Source organism: Micromonospora sp. NPDC048907 (genome assembly GCF_055586885.1).
Genome location: NZ_JBVJHI010000001.1, coordinates 348,980 through 373,360 on the forward strand (window position 1 = coordinate 348,980; position 24,381 = coordinate 373,360).

At 71.5% G+C, this 24,381-nt stretch carries 23 protein-coding genes; 19 read left to right on the forward strand and 4 right to left on the reverse strand.

What is annotated here, in order from left to right:
• Window positions 1–114 precede the first annotated feature (114 nt).
• From ACZ6PY_RS01795 to ACZ6PY_RS01870, 16 genes are all read left to right on the forward strand, one after another.
• Complete coding sequence (locus ACZ6PY_RS01795; protein ID WP_262283349.1) at window positions 115–1,389, forward strand: geranylgeranyl reductase family protein; 1,275 nt, start codon at window positions 115–117, stop codon at window positions 1,387–1,389.
• A gap of 122 nt (window positions 1,390–1,511) precedes the next feature.
• Entirely contained in the window at window positions 1,512–1,877 is a 366-nt protein-coding gene (locus tag ACZ6PY_RS01800) for an NADH-quinone oxidoreductase subunit A (protein WP_073834101.1), read from the forward strand.
• Between the two features lie 14 nt (window positions 1,878–1,891).
• On the forward strand, window positions 1,892–2,569 hold the full coding sequence (locus tag ACZ6PY_RS01805; RefSeq protein ID WP_091261240.1) for a NuoB/complex I 20 kDa subunit family protein: 678 nt from the start codon (window positions 1,892–1,894) through the stop codon (window positions 2,567–2,569).
• Window positions 2,566–3,303 carry an NADH-quinone oxidoreductase subunit C gene (locus tag ACZ6PY_RS01810; RefSeq protein ID WP_466068310.1) on the forward strand — a complete coding sequence of 246 codons (738 nt, stop codon included), beginning with the start codon at window positions 2,566–2,568 and terminating at the stop codon, window positions 3,301–3,303. Before ACZ6PY_RS01805 ends, ACZ6PY_RS01810 begins: the two co-directional genes overlap by 4 nt.
• The gene (locus tag ACZ6PY_RS01815; RefSeq protein ID WP_466068312.1) at window positions 3,300–4,625 is read left to right on the forward strand and encodes an NADH-quinone oxidoreductase subunit D; all 1,326 of its coding nucleotides are present in this window, start codon (window positions 3,300–3,302) and stop codon (window positions 4,623–4,625) included. The genes ACZ6PY_RS01810 and ACZ6PY_RS01815 overlap by 4 nt, the downstream gene beginning before the upstream one ends.
• Window positions 4,622–5,734, forward strand: a complete 1,113-nt coding sequence (gene nuoE, locus ACZ6PY_RS01820; protein ID WP_466068314.1) for an NADH-quinone oxidoreductase subunit NuoE — start codon at window positions 4,622–4,624, stop codon at window positions 5,732–5,734. The genes ACZ6PY_RS01815 and nuoE overlap by 4 nt, the downstream gene beginning before the upstream one ends.
• Window positions 5,731–7,047: an NADH-quinone oxidoreductase subunit NuoF gene (nuoF, locus tag ACZ6PY_RS01825; RefSeq protein WP_262283345.1), complete on the forward strand. Its 1,317-nt coding sequence runs from the start codon at window positions 5,731–5,733 to the stop codon at window positions 7,045–7,047. The genes nuoE and nuoF overlap by 4 nt, the downstream gene beginning before the upstream one ends.
• A complete protein-coding gene (locus ACZ6PY_RS01830; RefSeq protein WP_466068316.1) occupies window positions 7,047–9,527 on the forward strand; it encodes an NADH-quinone oxidoreductase subunit G in 2,481 nt (826 codons plus the stop codon). The genes nuoF and ACZ6PY_RS01830 overlap by 1 nt, the downstream gene beginning before the upstream one ends.
• The gene (nuoH, locus tag ACZ6PY_RS01835; RefSeq protein ID WP_466068317.1) at window positions 9,524–10,876 is read left to right on the forward strand and encodes an NADH-quinone oxidoreductase subunit NuoH; all 1,353 of its coding nucleotides are present in this window, start codon (window positions 9,524–9,526) and stop codon (window positions 10,874–10,876) included. Before ACZ6PY_RS01830 ends, nuoH begins: the two co-directional genes overlap by 4 nt.
• Before the next feature lies 1 nt (window position 10,877).
• A complete protein-coding gene (gene nuoI / locus ACZ6PY_RS01840) occupies window positions 10,878–11,519 on the forward strand; it encodes an NADH-quinone oxidoreductase subunit NuoI (RefSeq protein WP_466068319.1) in 642 nt (213 codons plus the stop codon).
• A complete protein-coding gene (locus ACZ6PY_RS01845; protein WP_466068321.1) occupies window positions 11,516–12,286 on the forward strand; it encodes an NADH-quinone oxidoreductase subunit J in 771 nt (256 codons plus the stop codon). Before nuoI ends, ACZ6PY_RS01845 begins: the two co-directional genes overlap by 4 nt.
• On the forward strand, window positions 12,283–12,582 hold the full coding sequence (nuoK, locus tag ACZ6PY_RS01850; RefSeq protein ID WP_088959269.1) for an NADH-quinone oxidoreductase subunit NuoK: 300 nt from the start codon (window positions 12,283–12,285) through the stop codon (window positions 12,580–12,582). The genes ACZ6PY_RS01845 and nuoK overlap by 4 nt, the downstream gene beginning before the upstream one ends.
• A 10-nt stretch (window positions 12,583–12,592) precedes the next feature.
• Entirely contained in the window at window positions 12,593–14,518 is a 1,926-nt protein-coding gene (gene nuoL / locus ACZ6PY_RS01855) for an NADH-quinone oxidoreductase subunit L (RefSeq protein ID WP_466068323.1), read from the forward strand.
• Window positions 14,519–14,582: 64 nt separating this feature from the next.
• Complete coding sequence (locus ACZ6PY_RS01860; protein ID WP_466068325.1) at window positions 14,583–16,115, forward strand: NADH-quinone oxidoreductase subunit M; 1,533 nt, start codon at window positions 14,583–14,585, stop codon at window positions 16,113–16,115.
• Window positions 16,112–17,665 (forward strand): NADH-quinone oxidoreductase subunit NuoN, encoded by a 1,554-nt coding sequence (gene nuoN, locus ACZ6PY_RS01865; protein WP_151461339.1) that lies wholly within the window; start codon window positions 16,112–16,114, stop codon window positions 17,663–17,665. The genes ACZ6PY_RS01860 and nuoN overlap by 4 nt, the downstream gene beginning before the upstream one ends.
• A gap of 87 nt (window positions 17,666–17,752) precedes the next feature.
• Window positions 17,753–18,835, forward strand: coding sequence for a polyprenyl synthetase family protein (locus tag ACZ6PY_RS01870; RefSeq protein WP_466068327.1), 1,083 nt, complete (start codon window positions 17,753–17,755; stop codon window positions 18,833–18,835).
• A 105-nt stretch (window positions 18,836–18,940) separates the two neighbouring features.
• Here ACZ6PY_RS01870 and ACZ6PY_RS01875 read toward each other — a convergent pair whose 3' ends face one another.
• Window positions 18,941–20,149 (reverse strand): MFS transporter, encoded by a 1,209-nt coding sequence (locus tag ACZ6PY_RS01875; RefSeq protein ID WP_466068328.1) that lies wholly within the window; start codon window positions 20,147–20,149, stop codon window positions 18,941–18,943.
• A 154-nt stretch (window positions 20,150–20,303) separates the two neighbouring features.
• Here ACZ6PY_RS01875 and ACZ6PY_RS01880 point away from each other — a divergent pair, with 154 nt between their 5' ends.
• The 3 genes from ACZ6PY_RS01880 to ACZ6PY_RS01890 all read left to right on the forward strand — a co-directional run bounded on the left by ACZ6PY_RS01880 (window position 20,304) and on the right by ACZ6PY_RS01890 (window position 22,478).
• Window positions 20,304–21,086: an IclR family transcriptional regulator gene (locus ACZ6PY_RS01880; protein WP_262283336.1), complete on the forward strand. Its 783-nt coding sequence runs from the start codon at window positions 20,304–20,306 to the stop codon at window positions 21,084–21,086.
• Window positions 21,087–21,249: 163 nt separating this feature from the next.
• The gene (locus tag ACZ6PY_RS01885) at window positions 21,250–21,765 is read left to right on the forward strand and encodes a sigma-70 family RNA polymerase sigma factor (RefSeq protein WP_151461344.1); all 516 of its coding nucleotides are present in this window, start codon (window positions 21,250–21,252) and stop codon (window positions 21,763–21,765) included.
• Window positions 21,762–22,478 (forward strand): anti-sigma factor family protein, encoded by a 717-nt coding sequence (locus ACZ6PY_RS01890; RefSeq protein WP_466068330.1) that lies wholly within the window; start codon window positions 21,762–21,764, stop codon window positions 22,476–22,478. The genes ACZ6PY_RS01885 and ACZ6PY_RS01890 overlap by 4 nt, the downstream gene beginning before the upstream one ends.
• Before the next feature lie 7 nt (window positions 22,479–22,485).
• Here ACZ6PY_RS01890 and rarD read toward each other — a convergent pair whose 3' ends face one another.
• From rarD to ACZ6PY_RS01905, 3 genes are all read right to left on the reverse strand, one after another.
• Entirely contained in the window at window positions 22,486–23,409 is a 924-nt protein-coding gene (gene rarD, locus ACZ6PY_RS01895) for an EamA family transporter RarD (RefSeq protein WP_466068332.1), read from the reverse strand.
• Window positions 23,406–23,894, reverse strand: coding sequence for a GNAT family N-acetyltransferase (locus tag ACZ6PY_RS01900; protein WP_466068334.1), 489 nt, complete (start codon window positions 23,892–23,894; stop codon window positions 23,406–23,408). The genes rarD and ACZ6PY_RS01900 overlap by 4 nt, the downstream gene beginning before the upstream one ends.
• Window positions 23,895–23,989: 95 nt before the next feature.
• Window positions 23,990–24,376 (reverse strand): phage holin family protein, encoded by a 387-nt coding sequence (locus tag ACZ6PY_RS01905; protein WP_151461348.1) that lies wholly within the window; start codon window positions 24,374–24,376, stop codon window positions 23,990–23,992.
• Between the last annotated feature and the right edge of the window lie 5 nt (window positions 24,377–24,381).

The window sequence follows — 24,381 nt, forward strand, 5'->3', positions numbered from 1 at the left end:
CGACCTGTTTCCGCGAGTTAGGCCCCCCTCAGCGCATACAGGTGTAACGCCGGTCATAGACTCCAACCCGATCGGCTTGTGAAGCATTTCACGAGCATGCGGGAGGAGGCGCGGATGACCGCGGTGGAGAACGACGCCGACGTCATCGTCGTGGGCGCCGGTCCCGGAGGATCGGCGACGGCGTACCACCTGGCGCGGCACGGCGTACGCGTGCTGCTGCTGGAGAAGACCGAATTTCCCCGGGAGAAGGTCTGCGGCGACGGGCTCACGCCCCGGGCCGTGCGGCAGCTCATCCGGATGGGCGTGGACACCTCGCCCGAGGCCGGCTGGCTGCACAACAAGGGCCTGCGGGTGATCGGCGGCGGGGTACGCCTGGAACTGGACTGGCCCGACCTGGCCAGCTTCCCCAACTACGGCCTGGTCCGGACCCGGCTCGACTTCGACGACCTGCTCGCGCAGCGGGCCGTCGCCGCCGGGGCGAAGCTGCGCACCAGCGTCAACGTGCTGACCCCGGTGCTCGACGCGGACGACCGCGTGATCGGGGTGCAGGCCGAGGTGGGCCCGGACAAGGAGCCGGCCACCTTCCACGCGCCGCTGGTGGTCGCCGCCGACGGCGTCTCCGGCCGCTTCCCCCTCGCCCTCGGGCTGGCCAAGCGGGAGGACCGGCCGATCGGCGTGGCGGTCCGCCGCTACTACCGCTCGGCGGCGAAGCACGACGACGACTACCTGGAGTCCTGGCTGGAGCTGCGGGCCAAGGGGAACGACGCGCTGCTGCCCGGCTACGGCTGGATCTTCGGTCTCGGCGACGGCCGGGTGAACGTCGGCCTGGGCGTCCTCAACTCCTCCTCGGCGTTCGGCAAGACGAACTACCGGCGGCTGCTCACCGACTGGCTGGCCAACACCCCCGAGGACTGGGGGATGACCGACGAGGCCAACGCGGAGGGGCCGATCCTCGGCGCCGCGCTGCCCATGGGCTTCAACCGGGTCCCGCACTACACCCGCGGGGTCCTGCTGGTCGGCGACTCCGGCGGCATGGTCAACCCGTTCAACGGTGAGGGCATCGCGTACGCCATGGAGTCCGGCGAGCTGGCCGCCGAGGTGGCGGTGCAGGCGCTGGCCCGGCCGGCCGGCGCGGAGCGGGAGCGGGCGCTGCTGGCCTACCCGCAGGAGCTGAAGGCCCGCTTCGGCGGCTACTACCGGCTCGGCGGGATCTTCGTGAAGCTCATCGGTCGTCCCGAGGTCATGCGGATGGCCACCAAGCACGGCATGCCGCACCCGATGCTCATGCGCTTCGTGCTCAAGCTGCTGGCCAACCTCACCGATCCCCGGGGCGGCGACGCCATGGACCGGGTCATCAACGCGATGACGAGGGTGGCACCCGCCGTGTAGACCACCGGTCCCGGCCCCCGGGACCGACAAAGATCGACCCCCGCCGTCGAGGTCGTGAGGGACGTGAATAGTGTGATTTTCGCCAACCACCGAGGTCAGGGAAGGATGAGCAGGGGACAACGATGACGCTCTCTCCTTACGCACCGATCATCGGGCTGTTCGCCCTCGCCGCGGGGTTCGCGCTGTTCTCCGTGGCCGCCGCCCGATTCGCCGGCCCCCGGCGTCTGAACAAGGCCAAGCTCGAGGCGTACGAGTGCGGCATCGAACCGAGCCCGCAGCCGGTCGGCGGCGGCCGGTTCCCGATCAAGTTCTACCTGACGGCGATGCTCTTCATCGTCTTCGACATCGAGATCATCTTCCTCTACCCCTGGGCGGTCTCCTTCGACGCCCTGCCGATCTTCGGCTTCGTGGAGATGGTCCTGTTCATCGTCGCGGTCTTCGTCGCCTACGCCTACGTCTGGCGGCGCGGCGGCCTGGACTGGGACTGAGGGAGGTACGTCAGATGGGCATCGAGGAGAAGCTCCCGGCCGGCGTCCTGCTCACCTCCGTGGAGAAGCTGGTCAACTGGTCGCGGAAGTCGTCCGTCTGGGGCGCCACCTTCGGCCTGGCCTGCTGTGCCATCGAGATGATGGCCGCCGGTGGTCCGCACTACGACATGGGCCGCTGGGGCATGGAGGTCTTCCGGGCCTCGCCGCGGCAGGCGGACCTGATGATCGTGGCCGGCCGGGTGAGCCAGAAGATGGCCCCGGTGCTGCGGCAGATCTACGACCAGATGGCCGAGCCCCGCTGGGTCATCTCGATGGGTGTCTGCGCCAGCAGCGGCGGCATGTTCAACAACTACGCCATCGTGCAGGGCGTCGACCACATCGTGCCGGTCGACATGTACCTCCCGGGCTGCCCACCCCGGCCCGAGATGCTCATCGACGCGGTGCTCAAGCTCCGCGAGAAGATCATGTACGAGCCGCTGGGCGCGAACGGCCGCAAGATGCTGGAGGCCCGCAAGGAGCGCGGTGACGTGCCCGTCGTGCCCTACGGCTCGATGCCGTCGTCGTACCGCAACGACAAGGCCCGGCGCGCCGAGTGGACGAAGGCGGTCCGCGAGGGGCGCGAGGAGCAGTTGCGGATCGAGAACTGGATGAAGGCGCAGAACCACCTCCAGTCGCAGGGGGGTCCGAAATGACGGCACCGAACGACAAGAACAACGACGGCGGCGTGCCGGTCCCGACGACCCCGGCCGGCGCCAGCGGCACCGCCCCGGCCGAGTACCCGCCGGCCAGCCCGGCCGGGCGCGGCATGTTCGGCAACCAGGGCACCGGCGACGTCTCCGGCTACGGCGGCCTGGTCCGCCAGCGCAAGCCGATCGAGGAGGCCGCCCGCCCGTACGGGGGTTACTTCGACGAGGTCCGCGACGCGCTGGAGGAGGCGTACCCCCAGTTCGGCGACGCGATCGAGAAGGTCGTGGTCGACCGGGGCGAGCTGACCCTGCACGTCCGCCCGGAGCGGATCGCCGAGGTCTGCCAGGTGATGCGCGACGACCTGGCGCTCCGCTTCGAGCTCTGCTCCTCGGTGTCCGGCGTGGACTACCTGGGCGCGGACGGGCGCCGGCTGCACGTGGTCTACCAGCTCACCTCGATGACCTACCGGCGCCGGGTCCGGCTGGAGGCCGCGGTCTCCGCCGAGGACCCGCACCTGCCGAGCGTCACCGCCGTCTACCCGACCGCCGACTGGCAGGAGCGGGAGACGTACGACATGTTCGGCATCGTCTTCGACGGCCACCCCAACCTGACCCGGATCCTCATGCCGGACGACTGGGAGGGGTACCCGCAGCGCAAGGACTACCCCCTCGGCGGTGTGCCCGTCGAGTACAAGGGCGCGGAGATCCCGCCGCCGGACAAGCGGAGGTCGTACCAGTGACGACGTCGAACTACGCGACCGAGCGCGAGACCACCGAGGGCAAGGTCTTCACCGTCACCGGTGGGGACTGGGACCAGGTCGTCTCCGGCACCGACCCGATCAACGACGAGCGGATCGTCGTCAACATGGGTCCGCAGCACCCGTCCACGCACGGCGTGCTCCGGCTGATCCTGGAGCTGGAGGGTGAGACGGTCCGCGAGGCCCGCTCGGTCGTCGGCTACCTGCACACCGGCATCGAGAAGAACCTCGAATACCGCAACTGGGTCCAGGGCTCGACCTTCGTGACCCGGATGGACTACCTCTCCCCGCTGTTCAACGAGACGGCGTACGCGCTCGCGGTGGAGAAGCTGCTCGGCATCACCGACGAGGTGACCGAGCGGGCCACCACCATCCGGGTGCTGATGATGGAGCTCAACCGCATCTCGTCGCACCTGGTCTGGCTGGCCACCACCGGCATGGAGCTCGGCGCGATCAACATGATGTTGTACGGCTTCCGCGAGCGGGAGTACATCCTCGACATCTTCGAGACCATCACCGGCCTGCGCATGAACCACGCGTACGTGCGGCCGGGCGGGGTGGCGCAGGACGTGCCGGACGAGGCGATCGTCAAGATCCGGGACTTCCTCAAGCTGATGCCGAAGAAGCTCAAGGAGTACGAGGACCTCCTCTCCGGCCAGCCGATCTGGATCGAGCGGACGAAGAACGTCGCCGTGCTCGACGTGACCGGCTGCCTCGCGCTCGGCGTCACCGGCCCGGTGCTGCGCTCCGCCGGTCTCGCCTGGGACCTGCGCAAGACCATGCCGTACTGCGGCTACGAGACGTACGAGTTCGACGTGCCGACGCACACCGACGGCGACGTCTGGGGCCGCTACCTGGTCCGGCTGGCCGAGATCCGGGAGTCGCTGAAGCTGGTCGAGCAGGCCCTCGACCGGCTCAAGCCGGGCCCGGTCATGGTGGCCGACCGCAAGATCGCCTGGCCGGCGCAGCTCGCCATCGGCGTCGACGGCATGGGCAACTCGCTCGAGCACGTCGCCAAGATCATGGGTCAGTCGATGGAGTCGCTGATCCACCACTTCAAGCTCGTCACCGAGGGCTTCCGGGTCCCGCCGGGCCAGGTGTACGTCGCCGTCGAGTCGCCCCGCGGCGAGCTCGGCGTGCACGCGGTCTCGGACGGCGGCACCCGGCCCTACCGGGTGCACTACCGGGAGCCGAGCTTCGTGAACCTCCAGGCCCTCCCGGCGATGGCCGAGGGCGGCCTGATCGCCGACGTTATCGCCGGTGGCGCCTCGCTGGACCCCGTGATGGGCGGTTGTGACCGATGACGACTTTCACTGAAGAGACCCGGGAGCGGGCGCGGGAGATCATCGCCCGGTACCCGGCGGACCGGTCCCGCTCGGCGCTGCTGCCGCTGCTGCACCTGGTCCAGTCCGAGGAGGGGTACGTCTCCCCGGCCGGGGTCGAGTTCTGTGCCGAGGTGCTCGGCCTGAACAAGGCCCAGGTCGGCGCGGTCGCCACCTTCTACACGATGTACAAGCGCAAGCCGACCGGTGACTACCTGGTCAGCGTCTGCACCAACACCATGTGCAACGTGCTCGGCGGCCAGGAGGTCTACGACACCCTCGCCGAGCACCTGGGCGTCGGGCACGACGAGACCACCGCCGACGGCACGATCACGCTGGAGCACGCCGAGTGCCTGGCGGCGTGCGACTACGGCCCGGTCATGACCGTCAACTACGACTTCTTCGACAACGTCGACCCGCAGGGCGCGCTCGGCGTGGTGGAGGAGCTGCGGGCCGGCGGGCGGCCGATGCCGACCCGGGGTGCCCGGCTGTGCACCCTCAAGGAGATGGCCGTCCAGCTCGCCGGTTTCGCCGACGAGCGGGACGGCGCGGTGGCGGACGGCGGGCCGGGCGAGCCCACCCTGCGCGGCCTGCGCCTGGCCGAGCAGCACGGCATCTCGGTGCCGGGCTTCGACCCGAACACCCCGATCCGCAGCAAGGCCGAGGCCGACAAGGCCGCCGCCGAGGCGAAGGCGAAGGCGGAGGCCGCCAAGCCGGCCCCGGCCGAGGCCGCCGCCGCTCCGGTCAAGGGTGGCGACGGGGCGTCCGCCCCCACCGGCAGCACCGCGCCGGACGTCAAGGCGCCGGACGACAAGTCGCCGCAGGTGCGTACCGCCGAGACCCGGCAGCCGGACGCGAGCACCGCGGTGCCGGACGCCCCCGGCACCAGGGTCCCGACGGACACCACGGCGCCGGCGCCCCGCGACGCGCAGGCGGCGGAGGACGCCGGGGCGGCGGCCAACCCGCCGGCCGGTGACGGCAAGCCCGCCGGCGACGAGGCCGGGGCGCAGCAGCGCAACCTCAACGAAGCGTCCTCGGGCGGCAACGGCACGACCCCGGCGGACGCGAGCGGAACGGGGGTCCAGAAGTGACCGCTCCTCGGCCGGAGACGCTGGCCAAGCTGACGCCGGTGCTCACCAAGCGCTGGCTGTCGCCGGACGCCTGGCGGATCGGCACCTACGAGAAGCTGGACGGCTACGCCGCCCTGCGCAAGGCGCTCAAGGCGCACCCGGACGACCTGATCCAGCTGATCAAGGACTCCGGGCTGCGCGGCCGCGGTGGCGCCGGCTTCCCGACCGGTCTCAAGTGGGGCTTCATCCCGCAGGGCGACGGCAAGCCGCACTACCTGGTCGTGAACGCCGACGAGGGCGAGCCGGGCACCTGCAAGGACCTGCCGCTGATGACCCACGACCCGCACTCGCTGGTCGAGGGCGTCATCATCGCCTCGTACGCGATCCGCGCCAACCGGGCGTACATCTACATCCGCGGCGAGGCTGTGCACGCCGCCCGCCGGCTGCGCAACGCCGTGCGGGAGGCGTACGCCAAGGGCTACCTCGGCCGGAACATCCAGGGCAGCGGCTTCGACCTCGACCTGGTGGTGCACTCCGGCGCCGGGGCGTACATCTGCGGCGAGGAGACCGCGCTGCTGGACTCGCTGGAGGGCTTCCGGGGCCAGCCCCGGCTCCGCCCGCCGTTCCCGGCGACCCACGGCCTGTACGCCAGCCCGACCGTGGTGAACAACGTCGGCACCATCGCCAGCGTGCCGTACATCGTGCTGGGCGGCGCCGACTGGTGGAAGACCATGGGCACCGAGAAGTCGTCCGGCCCGATGATCTACTCGCTCTCCGGCCGCATCGCCAACCCGGGCCAGTTCGAGTGCTCGATGGGCATCACCCTGCGCGAGCTGATCGAGCTGGCCGGCGGCATGCAGCCCGGGCACAACCTGAAGTTCTGGACCCCGGGCGGCTCGTCGACGCCGCTGCTCACCGCCGAGCACCTGGACGTGCCGCTGGACTTCGAGGGGGTGGCGGCGGCCGGCTCGATCCTGGGCACCACGGCCACGCAGATCTTCTCCGACCAGGACTGCCCGGTGTACGCGACCTACCGGTGGCTGGAGTTCTACCACCACGAGTCGTGCGGCAAGTGCACCCCGTGCCGCGAGGGCAACTACTGGATGGTCCGGGTCTACCGGCGGATCCTCGCCGGCCAGGGCACCCACGAGGACCTGGACACCCTGCTCGACACCTGCGACAACATCCTCGGCCGTTCGTTCTGCGGCCTGGGTGACGGTGCGACCAGTCCGGTGACCTCGTCGCTGAAGTACTTCAAGCAGGACTACCTCGACTACATCGAGGGACGTACCGCGCCGAAGCTCTCCGAGAAGCAGCTGGTGGGAGCCCACTGATGACCGACGTAGCCAAGCAGACCGAGACCGTCACCCTGACCATCGACGGCGTCCAGGTCACCGCCCCGAAGGGGGCGCTGCTGATCCGGGTCGCCGAGCAGCTGGGCACCGAGATCCCGCGCTTCTGCGACCACCCGCTGCTGGCCCCGGCCGGCGCCTGCCGGCAGTGCCTGGTGGAGGTGGAGGGCCAGCGCAAGCCGGTCGCCTCCTGCACCCAGACCGTGGCCGACGGCATGGTGGTGCGGACCCAGCTCACCTCCCCGGTCGCCAAGAAGGCCCAGGAGGGGGTGATGGAGCTGCTGCTCCTCAACCACCCCCTCGACTGCCCGATGTGCGACAAGGGCGGCGAGTGCCCGCTGCAGAACCAGGCCATGTCCACCGGCCGCACCGACTCGCGGTTCCACGAGCACAAGCGGGAGTACCCGAAGCCGCTGCCGATCAGCACCCAGGTGCTGCTCGACCGCGAGCGCTGCGTGCTCTGCCAGCGCTGCACCCGGTTCTCCGAGGAGATCGCCGGCGACAAGTTCATCGACCTGATGGGCCGGTCGTCCGCCGAGGAGATCAACATCTACCGGGACGACGCTTATGGCGAGGACGGCGACGCGGGGGACGTTCCCTTCAACTCGTACTTCTCCGGCAACACCGTGCAGATCTGCCCGGTGGGCGCGCTGACCGGCGCGCAGTACCGGTTCCGGGCCCGCCCGTTCGACCTGGTCTCCACCCCCAGCGCCTGCGAGCACTGCGCGGCCGGCTGCGCCCAGCGCACCGACTGGCGGCGCGGCAAGGTGCTGCGCCGGCTGGCCGGTGACGACCCGGCGGTGAACGAGGAGTGGAACTGCGACAAGGGCCGCTGGGGCTTCCAGTACGCCCGCGCGTTCGACCGGCTCACCACCCCGCTGGTGCGGGACGAGAAGACCGGTGAGCTGCGCGAGGCGTCCTGGAGCGAGGCGCTGACCCGGGCCGCCGAAGGGCTGCGCGCCGCCCGGGACGGCGAGCGGGGCACGGCGGTGCTGACCGGCGGCCGGCTCACCGTCGAGGACGCCTACGCGTACGCGAAGTTCGCGCGGGTCGCGCTGCACACCAACGACATCGACTTCCGGGCCCGCCCGGTCTCCCGCGAGGAGGCCGACTTCCTGGCCAGCAGCGTCGCCGGGGTCACCGACGTGACCTACGCGGACGTGGAGAACGCGCCCGCCGTGGTGCTGGTCGGCCTGGAGCCGGAGGAGGAGTGCCCCATCCTCTTCCTGCGGCTGCGCAAGGCGTACCTGAAGAAGAAGCTCACCGTGTACGCGCTCGCGCCGTTCGCGACCCGCGGCCTGGAGAAGCTCGGGGCCAAGCTGGCCCGGGTGGTGCCGGGCGAGGAGGCCAGCGTGCTGGCCGAGCACGCCACGGTGGCCGAGGCGCTGAGCCAGCCGGGCGCCGTCCTGATCGTCGGCGAGCGGCTGGGCGCGGTGCCCGGCGGCCTCTCCGCCGCGGCGGACGTGGCCCGGCGTACCGGGGCCAAGCTGGCCTGGGTGCCGCGGCGCGCGGGTGACCGCGGCGCGGTCGACGCGGGCTGCCTGCCCAACCTGCTCCCCGGCGGCCGCGTGGTCACCGAGCCGGCCGCCCGCGCCGAGCTGGGCGAGGCGTGGGACATCCCGGCCGGGGTGATCCCGAGCCAGGCCGGCCGGGACACCGACGGCATCCTCACGGCCACGGCCAACGGCCAGATCGGCGCCCTCGTGGTGGCCGGCGTCGACCCGGCCGACCTGGCCGACCCGCGCCTGGCCGAGCAGGCCCTGGACGCGGTGCCGTTCCTGGTCAGCCTGGAGCTGCGGATGAGCGCGGTGGCCCGCCGGGCCGACGTGGTCCTGCCGGTCGCCCCGGTGGTCGAGAAGGCCGGCAGCTTCCTGGACTGGGAGGGCCGGCTGCGCCCCTTCGAGAGGGTGCTGGACACCGGGGCGATGACCGACGGCCGGGTGCTCGACGCGATCGCCGCGCAGCTCGACGTGCGGCTCGGCACCGGCGACGTGCAGAGCGTCCGCCGGGAGCTGGGCGCGCTGCCGCCGACCCGGGTGGACCGGCCGTCCGCCCCGTCCGTCGAGCCGGTCGCCGTGCCGCAGCCCGGCGTCGGCGAGGCCGTGCTGGCCACCTGGCACCAGCTGCTCGACCTGGGCAGCCTCACCGACGGCGACGAGCACCTCGCCGGCACGGCCCGCCCGCCGGTGGTCCGGCTGGGCAAGGGCACCGCCGAGGCGCTCGGCGTCGCGGACGGCGACCCGGTGACCGTCGGCACCGACCGCGGCGCGGTCACCCTGCCGGCGGCGATCACCGAGATGCCGGACGGCGTCGTCTGGCTGCCGACCAACTCACCCGGCTCGACCGTCCGGCGCAGCCTCGGCGCGACGTCCGGTGAGGTCGTCACGGTCTCGGCCGCGGCGGTCGCCGCCGACGTGGCCGGCCGCCCGGGTCCGCTCCTCAACACCGGGAGTGTCCAGTGAACCTCTACCTCGCGGCGCAGGACCCGACGCTTGCCGACTTCGGCAGGGACCCGTGGTGGCTGGTCCTCGGGAAGATCGTCTTCGCGTTCGTCTTCGGCCTGCTGGCCACGCTGCTCGGCGTCTGGTTCGAGCGGCGGGTGGTCGGCCGCATGGCGGTCCGGCCCGGCCCGAACCAGGTCGGCCCGTTCGGCCTGCTGCAGACCCTCGCCGACGGTCTGAAGATGGCCTTCAAGGAGGACATCCTCCCGCGGACGGCCGACAAGGTGGTGTTCTTCTTCGCGCCGACCATCTCGGTGATCTGCGCCGTCACCTCGCTGTCGGTGGTGCCGTTCGGCCCGGTGGTGAGCATCTTCGGTCACCACACGCCGCTGCAGGTCACCGACGTGTCGGTGGCGGTGCTGGTGATCCTCGCCTGCTCCTCGATGGGCATCTACGGCATCGTGCTCGGCGGCTGGGCCTCCGGCTCGACGTACCCGCTGCTCGGCGGTCTCCGGTCCAGCGCCCAGATGATCTCGTACGAGGTCGCCATGGGCCTGAGCATCGTGGCGGTGTTCATGACCGCCGGCACGATGTCGACGAGCGGGATCGTCGCCGCGCAGGGGGACGCCACCGAGCTGACCATCGCCGGCCAGCAGGTCCCGGCCCCGGGCTGGTACGCGATCCTGCTGCTGCCCAGCTTCATCATCTTCTTCATCGCCATGGTCGGTGAGACCAACCGGGCGCCGTTCGACCTGCCCGAGGCGGAGTCGGAGCTGGTCGCGGGCTTCATGACCGAGTACAGCTCGCTCAAGTTCGCGCTGTTCATGCTCTCCGAGTACGTCTCGATGGTGACCATGTCCGCGGTCACCACCACGCTCTTCCTCGGCGGCTGGCGGGCACCCTGGCCGATCACGCTCTGGGCGGGCGCCAACTCGGGTTGGTGGCCGATGCTCTGGTTCTTCGGCAAGGTCATCATCCTGGTCTTCGTCTTCGTCTGGCTGCGGGGCACCCTGCCCCGGCTCCGCTACGACCAGTTCATGCGCTTCGGCTGGAAGGTCCTGCTGCCGATCAACCTGGTCTGGATCCTGGTGCTGAGCGGCCTCCGCTCGATCGAGGACTGGCAGACCAAGGACCGGCTGCTCGCGACCGGCATCGGCGCGGGCGTGCTCCTTCTGGCCACCCTCTTCTGGCCGAGCCGGAAGAAGGCGCCGAAGCCGCCGCTCCAGGAGCAGGTGAACAGCCGTCCACACGGCAGCTTCCCGCTGCCGCCGATGGATCTTCAGGTTCCGCCGAGCCCGCGTATCAAGCGCGTGGTCGCCGAGCGGGAGCCGGCAAACGTCGTCGCCGGCTCCGAGTCAGGGGAGGTGTGACGTGGGCGCGATCACCGGAACGTTCAAGGGCTTCGGGGTCACCTTCTCGCACATGTTCAAGAAGGTCGTCACCACCGACTACCCGTTCAAGCCGCCGGTCTCGGCGCCGCGCTACCACGGGCGGCACATCCTCAACCGACACCCGGACGGGCTGGAGAAGTGCATCGGCTGCGAGCTGTGCGCCTGGGCCTGCCCGGCGGACGCGATCTACGTGGAGGGCGGCGACAACACCGAGGAGCAGCGCTTCTCCCCGGGTGAGCGGTACGCCAGCGTCTACCAGATCAACTACGCCCGGTGCATCTTCTGCGGGCTCTGCATCGAGGCCTGCCCGACCCGCTCGCTCACCATGAGCAACGAGTACGAGCTGGCGCGGGACAACCGGCAGGACCTGATCTTCACGAAGGAGCAGCTGCTCGCGCCGCTGCTGCCGGGCATGGAGCAGCCGCCGCACCCGATGCGGCTGGGCGACAGCGAGAAGGACTACTACGTCGGCGCGCTGACCAACCCGGGCACCTCGGCCGGCGCCGAGCACTCGCCGATGGGCCCGGGCCGGTACCAGGTGGAGGAGCACCCCGGCGTGACCTTCCCCGGCGCCGAGCAGGCCGCCCAGCGGGCCGAGGCGGGCAAGGGAGCAGGAGCATGACCAGTCAGACGGTGCTCGCCGCGGCGAGCCAGGTGTCCGGAGGTGAGCAGGTTACCTTCTGGATCCTCGCCCCGCTGGCCCTCCTCGGGGCCATCGGCATGGTCTGGGCGCGCAACGCGGTGCACTCGGCGCTCTGGCTGGTGCTGACCATGCTGTGCCTGGGCGTGTTCTACGTGCTCCAGGCCGGGCCGTTCATCGGCATGGTGCAGATCATCGTCTACACCGGCGCGATCATGATGCTGTTCCTGTTCGTGCTCATGCTGGTCGGCCGGGACGCCTCCGACTCGCTGATCGAGACGCTGCGCGGCCAGCGGGTCGCCGCGGTGGTGCTCGGGCTCGGCTTCGCCGGCCTGATCGGCTCCGGGCTCTACCGGGCGCTGGAGGGCGTGCGGGCCGTCGGCCTCGACCGGGCGAACGCCGAGGGCAACGTGCAGGGCATCGCCCGGCTGCTCTTCACCAGGTACGTCTTCGCCTTCGAGCTGACCTCCGCGCTGCTCATCACGGCGGCGGTCGGCGCGATGGTGCTGGCGCACGTGGAGCGGCGCAAGCAGGACCGGATGGACCAGGTCGCCACCATGAAGGCCCGGTTCCGGCCCGGCAACTACCCCGGCCCGAAACCCGGACCGGGCGTCTTCGCCACGTCGTCCTCGGTGGCCACCCCGGCCCGCCTGCCCGACGGCCGGCTGACCGACCGCAGCATCCCGGAGATCCTGCCGGTGCGGGAGCTGACCGCCGAGGAGACCACGCTGAAGGGGACCGACAAATGACCCCGGACTACTACCTGATCCTCGCGGCGGTGCTGTTCACCATCGGCGCCGTCGGCGTGCTGGTCCGGCGCAACGCGATCGTGCTGTTCATGTGTGTCGAGCTGATGCTCAACGCGGCCAACCTGACGCTTGTCACGTTCAGCCGCATCAACGGCGACCTGAACGGCCAGATCATGGCGTTCTTCGTGATGGTGGTGGCCGCGGCCGAGGTCGTGGTCGGGCTCGCCATCATCATGTCGATCTTCCGGACCCGGCGCTCGGCGAGCGTCGACGACGCCAACCTGCTGAAGTACTGAGGGGCTCCTGGTGGAAGAGACTGTGGAATTCGCCCAGGCCAGCGGGCTTCTGGGCAGTGTCTGGCTGCTGGTGGCCATCCCGCTGGTGAGCGCGGCGATCCTGCTGCTGCTCGGCAAGCGGGCGGACCGCTGGGGTCACTGGCTGGGCGTGGCGGCCATCGGCGCCGCCTTCGTGCTCGGCCTGACCTACTTCTTCCAGCTCCGTGGCCTGGAGAACAAGCAGGTCGAGCAGAGCCTCTGGCAGTTCATCACGGTCGGCGACCTCAAGGTGGACTTCGGTCTGCTCTTCGACCCGCTGGCCGCCGTCTTCGTCCTGCTGATCACCGGGGTGGGTTTCCTGATCCACCTCTACGCGGTCGAGTACATGGCGCACGACGAGGGCCGCCGTCGGTTCTTCGGGTACTTCAACCTGTTCGTCGCCGCCATGCTGCTGCTGGTGCTCGGCAACAACTACGTGATGCTCTACTTCGGCTGGGAGGGCGTCGGTCTGGCGTCGTACCTGCTGATCTCCTTCTGGTACGGCCGGCCGAGCGCGGCCACCGCCGGCAAGAAGGCGTTCCTCATGAACCGGGTCGGCGACGCCGGCCTGGCCATCGGCATCTTCGTCATGTTCGCCATGCTGGGCACCACCCAGTACGACGAGGTCTTCAACGGCGTCGGCGCGCTGAGCAGCACCACCGTGCTGGTGCTCGGCCTGCTGCTCCTGCTCGGCGCCACGGGCAAGTCCGGCCAGTTCCCGCTCCAGGCGTGGCTGCCGGACGCCATGGAGGGCCCGACCCCGGTCTCCGCGCTCATCCACGCGGCCACCATGGTCACCGCGGGCGTCTACCTGATCGCCCGCTCCAACCCGATCTTCTCGGCCGACCACACCCTCCAGCTCGTGGTGGTCAGCGTCGGCGCCGTCACCCTGCTGATGGGCTGCGTCATCGGCGCGGCCAAGGACGACATCAAGCGGGTGCTGGCCTGGTCCACGGTGAGCCAGATCGGCTACATGTTCCTCGGCGTCGGCCTGGGCGGCGCGGCGTACGCGCTGGCCATCGTGCACCTGCTGGCGCACGGATTCTTCAAGGCCAACATGTTCCTCGGCGCCGGCTCGGTCATGCACGGCATGAACGACCAGGTGGACATCCGGCGCTTCGGCAAGCTGTCGAAGTACATGAAGGTCACCTGGCTGACCTTCATGATGGGCTGGCTGGCCATCATCGGCATGTTCCCGTTCTCCGGCTTCTTCTCGAAGGAGCCGATCATCGTGGCCGCGTTCGAGCGGGAGGGCTGGACGGCCTGGCTCTTCGGCCTGGCCGCGCTGCTCGGCGCCGGGCTCACCGCGTTCTACATGACCCGGCTGTTCGTGCTCACCTTCCACGGCCCGGCACGCTGGACCGAGGACATCGAGCACCCGCACGAGTCGCCGAAGCTGATGACCGTCCCGCTGGTCCTGCTGGCCATCGGCTCGGTCGGGGCGGGCTTCCTGCTCGCCACGTCCGTGCCCGACTGGCTGGAGGCGACCGCCGGCCTGGGCGGCCAGGAGGAGGGCCACGAGGCCGTCCTCGCGCACTGGCTGATCACCACGCTCTCCCTGCTGGTGACCGTGCTCGGCGCCGGGCTGGCCTGGTTCCTGTTCCGCAACGGCACGGCCACCGAGCCGCAGCCGGCCGGCGTGCTGGTCACCGCCGCCCGCAAGAACCTCTACACGGACGCCGTCAACGAGGCGGTCTTCGAGAAGCCGGGCATCTTCCTCACCCGGGCGCTGGTGTTCCTCGACAACCGGGGCGTCGACGGGCTGGTCAACGGCCTCGCCGCCGCGGTGGGCGGGGGCTCGGGCCGGCTCCGGCGGCTGCAGACCGGTTTCGTGCGGTCGTACGCGACCTCGATCCTGACCGGCGCGCTGCTCGTGGTGGCGGCGTTCCTGGCGGTGCAGGCGGGGTGGCTGGCGTGATCGACCTCAACGCGGCCGCCCCCGCCGGCGGGCCACGCAGTCACGACGGAGGTAAGGCCGAATAATGTCCAACTTCCCGTTCCTCTCGGTGCTGACCGTGGCACCGCTGGTCGGTGCCCTGATCGTGGCGCTGCTGCCGCGGCGCAACCCGGACCTGGCCAAGGTGGTGGCGTTCGGCTGGTCGCTGCTGGTGCTGGTGCTGTCGGTGGCCATGTGGATCGCCTTCCAGGCCGACGGTGACCGGTTCCAGTTCCGCGAGTCGTACGCGTGGATCCCGAACTGGGGCGTCAACTTCACCTTCGAGGTAGACGGCATCGCGCTGGTCATGCTGATGCTCATCGCGATCCTGGTGCCGCTGGTGATCCTGGCGTCGTGGCACGACGCCGAGTCGTCCAAGCGCTCGGTGCCGGTCTACTTCGCGCTGCTGCTCGTCCTCGAGTGCACGATGATCGGCGTCTTCGCCGCCGCCGACGTCTTCCTGTTCTACGTGTTCTTCGAGGTCATGCTGGTGCCGATGTACTTCCTCATCGGCAGCTACGGCGGCCACCAGCGGCAGTACGCGGCGGTCAAGTTCTTCCTCTACTCCCTGGTCGGCGGCCTGTTCATGCTGGCCGCGGTGATCGGCCTCTGGGTGGTCGGCGGGAAGACCTTCGACTGGCAGGCGCTCAGCCAGGCCGAGTTCGCCACCGACACGGCCCGCTGGCTGTTCCTCGGCTTCTTCCTCGCGTTCGCGATCAAGGCGCCGTTCTTCCCGTTCCACACCTGGCTGCCGGACGCCGGTGGCGCGGCCCCGGCCGGCGCGGCCGCACTGCTCGTCGGCGTGCTGGACAAGGTCGGCACCTTCGGGATCCTGCGGTATTGCCTGCCGCTCTTCCCCGAGGCGTCGAGGTGGTTCGCCCCGTGGGCGCTGGCGCTCGGCGTGATCGGCATCATCTACGCCGCGCTGCTGGCGGTCGGCCAGAACGACCTCAAGCGGCTGGTGTCGTACACCTCGATCGCGCACTTCGGGTTCATCGGGGTCGGCATCTTCGCCTTCACCACCCAGGCCGGCACCGGGGCGGTGCTCTACATGCTCAACCACGGCCTGGCCACCGGCCTGCTCTTCCTCGTGGTGGGCATGCTGATCGCCCGCCGGGGCTCGGCGCTGATCAGCGACTTCGGCGGCGCCGGCAAGCTCGTGCCACTGCTCGCCGGGGTGCTCTTCTTCGCCGGTCTCGCCTCGCTGGCGCTGCCCGGCACCGCGCCGTTCGTCTCCGAGTTCCTGGTGCTGATCGGCACGTTCACCACGAACAAGCCGGTCGCGGTGATCGCCACGCTCGGCATCATCCTGGCCGCGGCCTACGTGCTGTGGATGGTGCAGCGCACCACCCAGGGCACCCTCAACCCGGCCCTGACCGAGGTCGACGGCATGCGCCGGGACCTCAGCCTGCGCGAGAAGGTCGTGGTCGCCCCGCTGATCGCGCTGATCGTGCTGCTCGGCTTCTACCCCAAGCCGGTCACCGATGTCATCAATCCCGCCGTCCAGGCGACCATGCAGGACGTCGGCAAGACCGATCCCGCCCCTGAGATCGGCAGCGTCCAGGAGGCCGCGAAGTGAGTGAACTGAAGCTTCCGTCGATCGACTACGCGGCGCTCGCTCCCATCCTGATCATGCTGGGCGCCGCCCTGGTCGGCGTCCTGGTCGAGGCGTTCGTGCCGCGCCGCCTGCGCAACGCGGTGCAGCTCACGCTCGCCCTGCTGGCGGTGCTCGCCGCGCTGACCATGGTGATCCTGAACGCCGACGACCGGCTGATCACCGCCGGCCAGGCCATCGCCGTGGACGGGCCGACGCTCTTCCTCCAGGGCGCCATCCTGATCCTGGCGGCCATGGCGCTGCTGCTCGTCGGCGAGCGCACCGTGGAGCGGGGCGGGGCCTTCGTGGCCCAGGCCGCGGTCACCGCCGAGTCCGACGACGACCGGCGGCAGGCCGACGGGATGGGTGGCACCACCGAGGTGTACCCGCTCGTCACCTTCGCGATCGGCGGCATGCTGATCTTCGTGGCGGCGAACGACCTGCTGACCATGTTCATCGCGCTCGAGGTCTTCTCGCTGCCGCTGTACCTGCTCTGCGCGCTGGCCCGCCGCCGGCGGCTGCTGAGCCAGGAGGCCGCGCTGAAGTACTTTATGCTCGGCGCGTACGCCTCGGCGTTCTTCCTCTTCGGCGTGGCCCTGATCTACGGTTTCACCTCCGGGATCCCGAACCGCGGTGCCGGCGTCGACTTCGCCACCGTGCACGCCGCGGTGGCCGAGTCCTCGTCCAGCCCGGTGCTGCTCTTCGCCGGCATGGCGCTGCTCGCCATCGGCCTGCTCTTCAAGGCCGCCGCCGCCCCGTTCCACGTCTGGACCCCGGACGTCTACCAGGGCGCCCCGACGCCGGTGACCGGCTTCATGGCCGCCTGCACCAAGGTCGCCGCGTTCGGCGCCCTGCTGCGGGTCTTCCACGTGGCCTTCGCCGGTGCCTCCTGGGACTTCACCCCGGTGCTCGGCGCGGTGGCCGTGCTGACCATGCTGGTCGGCGCGGTGCTGGCGGTCACCCAGACGGACATCAAGCGGCTGCTGGCGTACTCGTCGATCGCGAACGCCGGCTACCTGCTGGTGGGCGTGCTGGCGCCCAGCAAGGACGGGCTCTCCGGCACGATGTTCTACCTGGTCGCGTACGGCTTCTCGGTGCTCGCCGCGTTCGCCGTGGTGACCCTGGTCCGGGACGCCGACGGGGAGGCCACCCACCTGTCCCGCTGGGCCGGGCTGGGCCGCCGGTCGCCGTTCTTCGCGGCCATCTTCACGTTCATCCTGCTGGCCTTCGCCGGTATCCCGCTCACCAGCGGGTTCACCAGCAAGTTCGCCGTCTTCGCCCCGGCGCTGGACGCGAACCAGGCCTGGCTGGTCATCGCCGGCGTGCTGACCAGCATGGTGCTGGCCTTCCCGTACCTGCGGGTCGTGGTGATGATGTGGCTCTCCGAGCCGGGCGACGCCACCCCGACGGTCACCGTGCCGGGGGCGCTCACCTCGGCCGCCCTGGTCATCGGCGTGCTCGCCACGCTGGTCCTGGGTGTCGCCCCGGCGCCCCTGCTCGACCTGGCCAACGGCGCCGCCGAATTCGTGCGATGACCCAGGTTCCCCCCGGGGGCCGGTACGCCGTGGCGTACCGGCCCCCGGTCCGTATCCCCCTCGCTGGGCAGGTCGAACGGGTGTGGCATGGTTGATGGCGTGGTGATTCCGGCTGGCGAGCGTTCAGGTGCCACCGGGCCGGGCGGTCGTCCGGGCCCGGAGAGCACGGGTCAGTTCGGCGCGCTCGGACTGCACCTCGCCGATCCACGCGTCGAGGCGTCCGTGCTGGGCCTCCTGGATCGGGTCGAGACCGAGCTGCGCGCCAGCGTGGCCAGCGCCGACCCGCTCGTCACCGAGGCGGCCCGGCACCTGGTCGAGGCCGGCGGCAAGCGGTTCCGCCCGCTGCTCGTGGCGCTCGGCGCCCAGTTCGGCGACCCGGACGCCGCGAACGTCGTCCCCGCCGCCGTGGTGATGGAGCTCACCCACCTGGCGACGCTCTACCACGACGACGTCATGGACGAGGCGGCCGTGCGCCGGGGCGCCCCGAGCGCCAACTCCCGCTGGACCAACTCGGTCGCCATCCTGGTGGGCGACTACCTCTTCGCCCGGGCCGCGGACATCGCGGCCGACCTGGGCCCGGAGGCCGTCCGCCTCCAGGCGCGCACCTTCGCCCGGCTGGTGCACGGGCAGATCGCCGAGACGGTCGGCCCGCGCGGCACCGACCCGGTCGCGCACTACCTGCACGTGATCGCCGAGAAGACCGGCTCGCTGATCGCCACCTCGGCCCGCTTCGGCGGCATGTTCGGCGGGGCGTCCGCCGAGCACGTCGAAGCGCTGGCCGGCTACGGCGAGGTCATCGGGGTGGCCTTCCAGCTCTCCGACGACCTGCTGGACATCGCCAGCGAGTCGGTGCAGTCGGGCAAGACGCCCGGCACCGACCTGCGCGAGGGCGTGCCGACCCTGCCGGTGCTCTACGCGCTCGCCTCCGACGACTCCGACGCGGCCAGCGTCCGCCTGCGGGAGATCCTGGCCACCGGGCCGCTTGTCGACGACGCGCTGCACGCCGAGGCCCTCGGCCTGCTCCGCGAGTCCCCGGCCCTCAAGCGCGCCCGGGAGACCGTCCGCAGCTACGCCGAGGAGGCCCGGGCCCACCTCGCCCCGCTCCCCGAGGGCCCGGCCCGCCGCGCCCTCGAATCCCTCTGCGACTACATCGCCGACCGCACCAGCTGACCCCTTACCGGCCCCAGGACCACCCCCCGGCGTCCGCCCGCCCCGAGGCGTCGATCATGAAGTTATCGCCACGACACGCCGTGCCCGATGGCAATAACTTCATGATCAACGGGAGGTGGCCGCCGGAGAGGTGGCCGGGGAGCGGGACAGGAGGCGGGCACCCGCCAGCATGAAGGCGGCGGCCAGGAGCATGGCGGCCGCCGCGGTGCCCCACATCGCCTGGTAGCCGAGGGTGTCGGCGATCGTGCCGAGGCCCAACGGGCCGAGGCAGCCGCCCGCGTACACGCCGGTCTGGGTGATCGACGTGGCGGCGGCCGGGGCCTGCGGGTGGAGCCGGACCACCGCGAAGTTCATCAGCCCGGGCCAGGCCCAGCCGAGGCCGAAGCCGAGCACCACGCCGGCGACCAGCGGCACCGGGCCGGCCACCGCGAGCAGGACCAGCCCCACGGCGCCCACCACCAGCATCCCGGCGATCAGCGCGACGTGCCCGCTCTCCCGGCGGTCGGCCAGCCAGCCGGCGCCCACCCGGGCCGCCACGCAGACCGCGCTGCCCAGGGTGAGGGTGAGCCCGGCGAGCGCCGGGGACAGCCCCCGGTTGGCCGCCGAGTCGACCACGAAGGTGCCCAGCGCGTTCGCCGCGGCGGCCGCCAGGGTCGCCGCCACGCCGACCACCACGAGCGCCGTCGTGGCCCGGCCCGCCCGGCCGGCGGCGGCGGGCCGGACCCGGTCCCGCTCGGCCGGAGGTACGGCCGGCAGCGCGGCCAGCGCCGCGACGGCGGCGGCCACGAACGCCCAGCGCCAACCGGCGGTCAACGCGACGGTCGGCACCGCCGCGCCGGCCAGCAGGGTGGAGACCGGGATGGCGGCCTGCTTCACCCCGAAGGAGAGCCCCTGCCGGTGGGCGGGCACGTGGCGGGCCAGCGCGGCGTTGCTGGCGAGCTGGCCGAGGGCGTTGGCGGCGGCGCTGAGCGCGAGCAGCGCCACCAGCACCGGGTACGAGCGGGCCAGCCCCGCCACGGCCAGCAGTGAGCCGGCCGAGAGCAGGATGCCGGCGCGGGCCACCACGGCCGGCCCGTACCGCTCGACCAGGGCCCCGGAGGGCACCGAGGCGAGGGCGCTGACGCCGAAGTAGACCGAGACGGCCAGGCCGAGCCCGGCCGGGGTGAAACCGAGGTCGTCGCCCATCTGCACGGCGAGGCCGCCGACCAGGAAGACGGGCAGGACGCAGGCGATCGTGGTGACGATCGCGCCCGCGTTGACCCGGAGGGTACGCCGGGACGCGGGCGGAGCGGGGTGCAGCGTTGTTTCGGTCATGGTCCGGCAAACCTACGCCGGCCACGTTTCGGCAGCTGATCGTGTCTGTCGGTGCACTGTCTGTGCCCGGTGATCTGGCATCCTCGATCCGAACAGGCATTTCGCACTCGGCCTGTTTTTCATATGGTGTAAGTCCCCGGCGGCGGAGGTGGTTGTGCGTGACCCCTTGGCGGAACCTTCGGACCTGATCCGAAGTGTCTCCCGCGCGCTACGAGTGCTCGAGTCGGTCGGCCGTGCGCCGAAGGGGCTCACCGTCAAGCAGATCGCCCGCCGCTGCGAGCTGACCGTCGCCACCACCTACCACCTGGTGCGCACGCTGGCGTACGAGGGTTACGTGATCCGCCGGGAGGACGGCACGTACATCGTCGGGCTGGAGGTCGCCGACCGCTACCGGGAGCTGGTCACCGCGTTCCGCGGGCCGCCGCCGGTCGGGGAGGCGCTGCGGCGGGCCGCCGCGGACACCGGCTGGAGTCACTACCTGGGCCGGTTCGTGGGTGGCCAGGTGGCGATCACGGCGGTGTCCGAGGGGCCGCGCTCGCCGTACCTGGAGGACCTGGTGCCGGGCTTCGACGAGGGGGCCCACGCCACGGCGCTCGGCAAGAGCCTGCTCGCCACCCTCACGGCCGAGCAGCGCTTCCGCTACCTGCGCGAGTACGGCATGCGCCCGTTCACCAGTGCCACCCTCACCACCGTCGAGGCGTTCGAGGCCGACCTGGCCGCCGGCGACCGCCGCGGCATGCAGCTGGAGCTGGGGCAGTTCCGGCAGGGAGTGGCCTGCGCGGCGGTGCTGGTCACCCCCGACAAGGACATCGAGCGCCGGGTCGTCCTGGCCTGCGCGCTGCCGGCCAGCGAGATGATGACCTCCGCCCGGGTGGTCCGGGCCAAGCTGCTCACGGTCGCCCGCGCGGTCGCCGACGGGATCGCCGCGGACACCTGAGATCCGGCACGGCGTGCGGGTCCCTTCCGGACAGGGTGGGCAGGCCCGCGGCCGCACGTGCACACCTGCGGTGTGAGCTGGGGCTGAACCGTTCGGCGTCACGGCACGTATCAACGGGCGAACGCATCGCCGGTCTCCCCGCCGCCGGAAGCGAGGTACCGCCATCAGTGACCACGACGCCCAACTGCTGCGCGCGCTGCACGACGAGCATGCCGACGCGCTCTTCGCGCATGCCCTCCGGCTGGTCAACGGCGACCGGTCGCGCGCCGAGGACCTGGTGCAGGAGACGCTGCTCCGGGCCTGGCGGCACCCCGAGTCGCTGGATCCGCGGCGTGGCTCCGTCCGCGCCTGGCTCTTCACCACCGCCCGGAATCTGGCCATCGACGCCTGGCGCCGGCGGTCCACCCGGGTCGGCGAGGTCTACACCGACGAGCTGCCCGAACCCGCCGAGACGGTCGACGAGACGGAGCGCGCGGTGGAGGCGTGGACCGTGGCCGAGGCGCTGAACCGGCTGAGCACCACCCATCGGGAGGTGCTGGTCGAGTGCTTCTACCAGGGGCGGTCGGTGGCGGAGGCGGCCGCCCGGCTCGGGGTGCCGCCGGGCACGGTGAAGTCGCGGACCCACTACGCGCTGCGCTCACTACGGTTGGTGCTGGCCGAAATGGGGGTGACCGGATGACCCGCTGCGAGTTCGAGCACGACGACGGCGCGTACGTCCTGGGCGCCCTCGCCCCCGCCGACCGGGCAGCCTACGAGCGGCACCTCGGCGGCTGCGCGTCCTGCCGGGAGGCGGTGGCCGAGATCGCGGTGCTGCCCGGCCTGCTCGGCCGGCTCGACCCGGCGGGGCTGGAGCAGTTCCTGCCGTCCGCCACCGAGACGTCCCGGGTGCCCGCGCTGCTCGACGCCGCGCGGGACCGCCGGCGCCGCGAGCGGTCCCGGTCCCGCCGCCGATACGCGCTGACCGCCCTCGCCGCGGCCGCGCTCGCGGTGCTGGCCGGCGTCGGGGTGTCCCTGGTCCGCCCGCCGGCCGCCCCGCCGCCGACGGCCACGGCCACGACCACCGCCCCGGCGCCGGTGACCATGACGGCCATGCGGCCGGTCGCCGGTGCGGTGCCGCTGCACGCCGAGGTCGGCCTGACCGACAAGAGGTGGGGCACCGAGGTCACCATGCGCTGCGGGTACGACCAGCGCGCCGGTCACCGGGAGGCGTACACCTTCCGGCTGGTGGCGCACGGCCCGGACGGCGCGACGGAGCAGGTCGGCACCTGGCTGGCCGCGCCCGGTGACAACGTCCGCGTGGTGGGCGCGACCCACTTCACCCACGGAGAGCTGGTGCGGCTCGAACTGGTGCGCGCCGACGGCACCCCGGTCCTCGCCTTCGACGCCCGCTGAGGCGCGGTCAGCGGGCCTCGGCGGGCACCAGGGTGGCGGCCCGCGCCTGCGCGCGGGTGCGGCGGGTGTGGCGGACGGCGTCCACGGTGAACACCACGAGGGCGACCCAGACCAGGCCGAACCCCGCCAGCCGGGCCGGCGGCATGGGCTCGTGGAAGACCAGCACGCCGCAGCCGAGCTGGAGGATCGGCGCCAGGTACTGCAACATGCCCAACCCGGTGAGCGGCAGGCGGTTGGCCGCCCCGGCGAAGAGCAGCAGCGGGATCGCGGTGGCCGCGCCGGCCAGCACCAGCAGCGCCGTGTGCCCGGCCGAGCCGTGCCCGAAGGTCGCCTCGCCCTGCCGGCCCAGCCAACCGAGGTACGCCAGGGCGGGCAGGGCCAGCACCGCCGACTCGACGAACAGCCCCTCCGCGGCGGGCAGCCCGAGCCGCTTCTTGACCAGCCCGTACCCGGCGAAGCTGAAGGCCAGCACGAGGGCGAGCCAGGGCAGCCGGCCGTAGTCGACGGTCAGCACCGCCACCGCGAGGCCACCCACGCCGAGCGCCGCCCACTGTGCCGGGCGCAGCCGCTCGCGCAGCACGAAGACCCCGATGAGCACCACGACCAGGGGGTTGATGAAGTAGCCGAGGGCCGTCTCCACCACCCGGTCGGAGTTCACCCCGTAGATGTAGGTGCCCCAGTTGACCGCGATGAGCGCGGCGGCGGCCGCGATGGCGGCCAGCGCGCGGGGTCGCCGGGCCAGTGCCCGCAGGAAGCCGATGTTGCGCATCGCGGCCAGCAGCAGCGCCACGAAGACCACCGACCAGACGATCCGGTGCGCGAGGATCTCCACCGGGCCGGCCGGGCGGAGCAGCTTCAGGTAGATCGGGAAGAAACCCCAGATCAGGTACGCGCCAAAGCCGTAGAGGTAGCCGAGACGGGTCTGGTTCACGCCTCCACCGTAAGTGGTGAAGCGGCGCTTTGCTCCTTTCCAGTGAGCTGGGTCACGCGCTGGTCGTACTCCATCCAGCGGTCCGGCTCGACCGGCGTGAAGCCGACCTTCGCGTAGACGCCGTGCGCGTCGGCGGTGGCCAGCACGATCCGGCGTACGCCCCACTCGGCCAGGTGGTCGCGCGCCGCTCCGGCCAGCCAGGTGCCCAGCCCCCGGCCGCGCTCGGCCCGGTCGACGTAGACGTCGCAGAGCCAGGCGAAGGTCGCCCGGTCGGTGACCACCCGGGCCACCGCGACCTGGCGCCCGTCCCCCGGGCGGTAGACGCCGAAGCCGATCGACCCGGCGAAGGCCCGCGCGACGGTGTCCCGGTCCCGCCCGAGCGCCCAGTACGCGTCGGTGGAGAGCCAGTGGTGCACCCGGTCCAGGTCGAGCCGGTCCGGATCGGTGCTGAGCAGGTAGCCGTCGGGGTGGGTCAGAGTGAACACCCCTCCGACCCTAGTTGCGGCCCCGGCGGCCCTCACCGGCCAATTCCCGCCCACTGGACCGGGCCGGCGGGCGGGAATCGGCGGGTGGTCCGCGCTCAGTCGCGGTCGAGGACGGCGCCCAGGATCCAGGTCACGATGCCGACGAAGAGCGCGCCCAGCACCGCGGCCGGCCAGAAACCGTCCACGTGGAAGGGCAGCCCGGCCTCACCGGCGATCCAGCTGGTGAGCAGGAACAGCAGTCCGTTGACCACCAACGCGATCAGGCCGAGGGTCAGCAGGTAGAAACCGCAGCCGACGGTCTTGATGATCGGCTGGAGCACCGCGTTGACGACACCGAAGATCACCGCGACGAGCACCAGCGTGGTCACCGTCTCGGTGGCCGAATCCGAGTCCAGCGTGATGCCCGGAATGAGCAGCGTGGCCAACCAGAACGCCACGGCCGTCGTGCCCAGCCGGATCAGAAGACCCTTCAGAAAATCCATGGCCG

What these genes read in the sequence shown, in the direction of transcription:
- ACZ6PY_RS01795 (WP_262283349.1), top strand. Translation starts at nt 115, where the DNA reads ATGACCGCGGTGGAGAACGACGCCGACGTCATCGTCGTGGGCGCCGGT.
- ACZ6PY_RS01800 (WP_073834101.1), top strand. Translation starts at nt 1,512, where the DNA reads ATGACGCTCTCTCCTTACGCACCGATCATCGGGCTGTTCGCCCTCGCC.
- ACZ6PY_RS01805 (WP_091261240.1), top strand. Translation starts at nt 1,892, where the DNA reads ATGGGCATCGAGGAGAAGCTCCCGGCCGGCGTCCTGCTCACCTCCGTG.
- ACZ6PY_RS01810 (WP_466068310.1), top strand. Translation starts at nt 2,566, where the DNA reads ATGACGGCACCGAACGACAAGAACAACGACGGCGGCGTGCCGGTCCCG.
- nuoE (WP_466068314.1), top strand. Translation starts at nt 4,622, where the DNA reads ATGACGACTTTCACTGAAGAGACCCGGGAGCGGGCGCGGGAGATCATC.
- ACZ6PY_RS01830 (WP_466068316.1), top strand. Translation starts at nt 7,047, where the DNA reads ATGACCGACGTAGCCAAGCAGACCGAGACCGTCACCCTGACCATCGAC.
- ACZ6PY_RS01845 (WP_466068321.1), top strand. Translation starts at nt 11,516, where the DNA reads ATGACCAGTCAGACGGTGCTCGCCGCGGCGAGCCAGGTGTCCGGAGGT.
- nuoK (WP_088959269.1), top strand. Translation starts at nt 12,283, where the DNA reads ATGACCCCGGACTACTACCTGATCCTCGCGGCGGTGCTGTTCACCATC.
- ACZ6PY_RS01860 (WP_466068325.1), top strand. Translation starts at nt 14,583, where the DNA reads ATGTCCAACTTCCCGTTCCTCTCGGTGCTGACCGTGGCACCGCTGGTC.
- ACZ6PY_RS01870 (WP_466068327.1), top strand. Translation starts at nt 17,753, where the DNA reads ATGGTTGATGGCGTGGTGATTCCGGCTGGCGAGCGTTCAGGTGCCACC.
- ACZ6PY_RS01875 (WP_466068328.1), bottom strand. Translation starts at nt 20,149, where the DNA reads ATGACCGAAACAACGCTGCACCCCGCTCCGCCCGCGTCCCGGCGTACC.
- ACZ6PY_RS01890 (WP_466068330.1), top strand. Translation starts at nt 21,762, where the DNA reads ATGACCCGCTGCGAGTTCGAGCACGACGACGGCGCGTACGTCCTGGGC.
- ACZ6PY_RS01905 (WP_151461348.1), bottom strand. Translation starts at nt 24,376, where the DNA reads ATGGATTTTCTGAAGGGTCTTCTGATCCGGCTGGGCACGACGGCCGTG.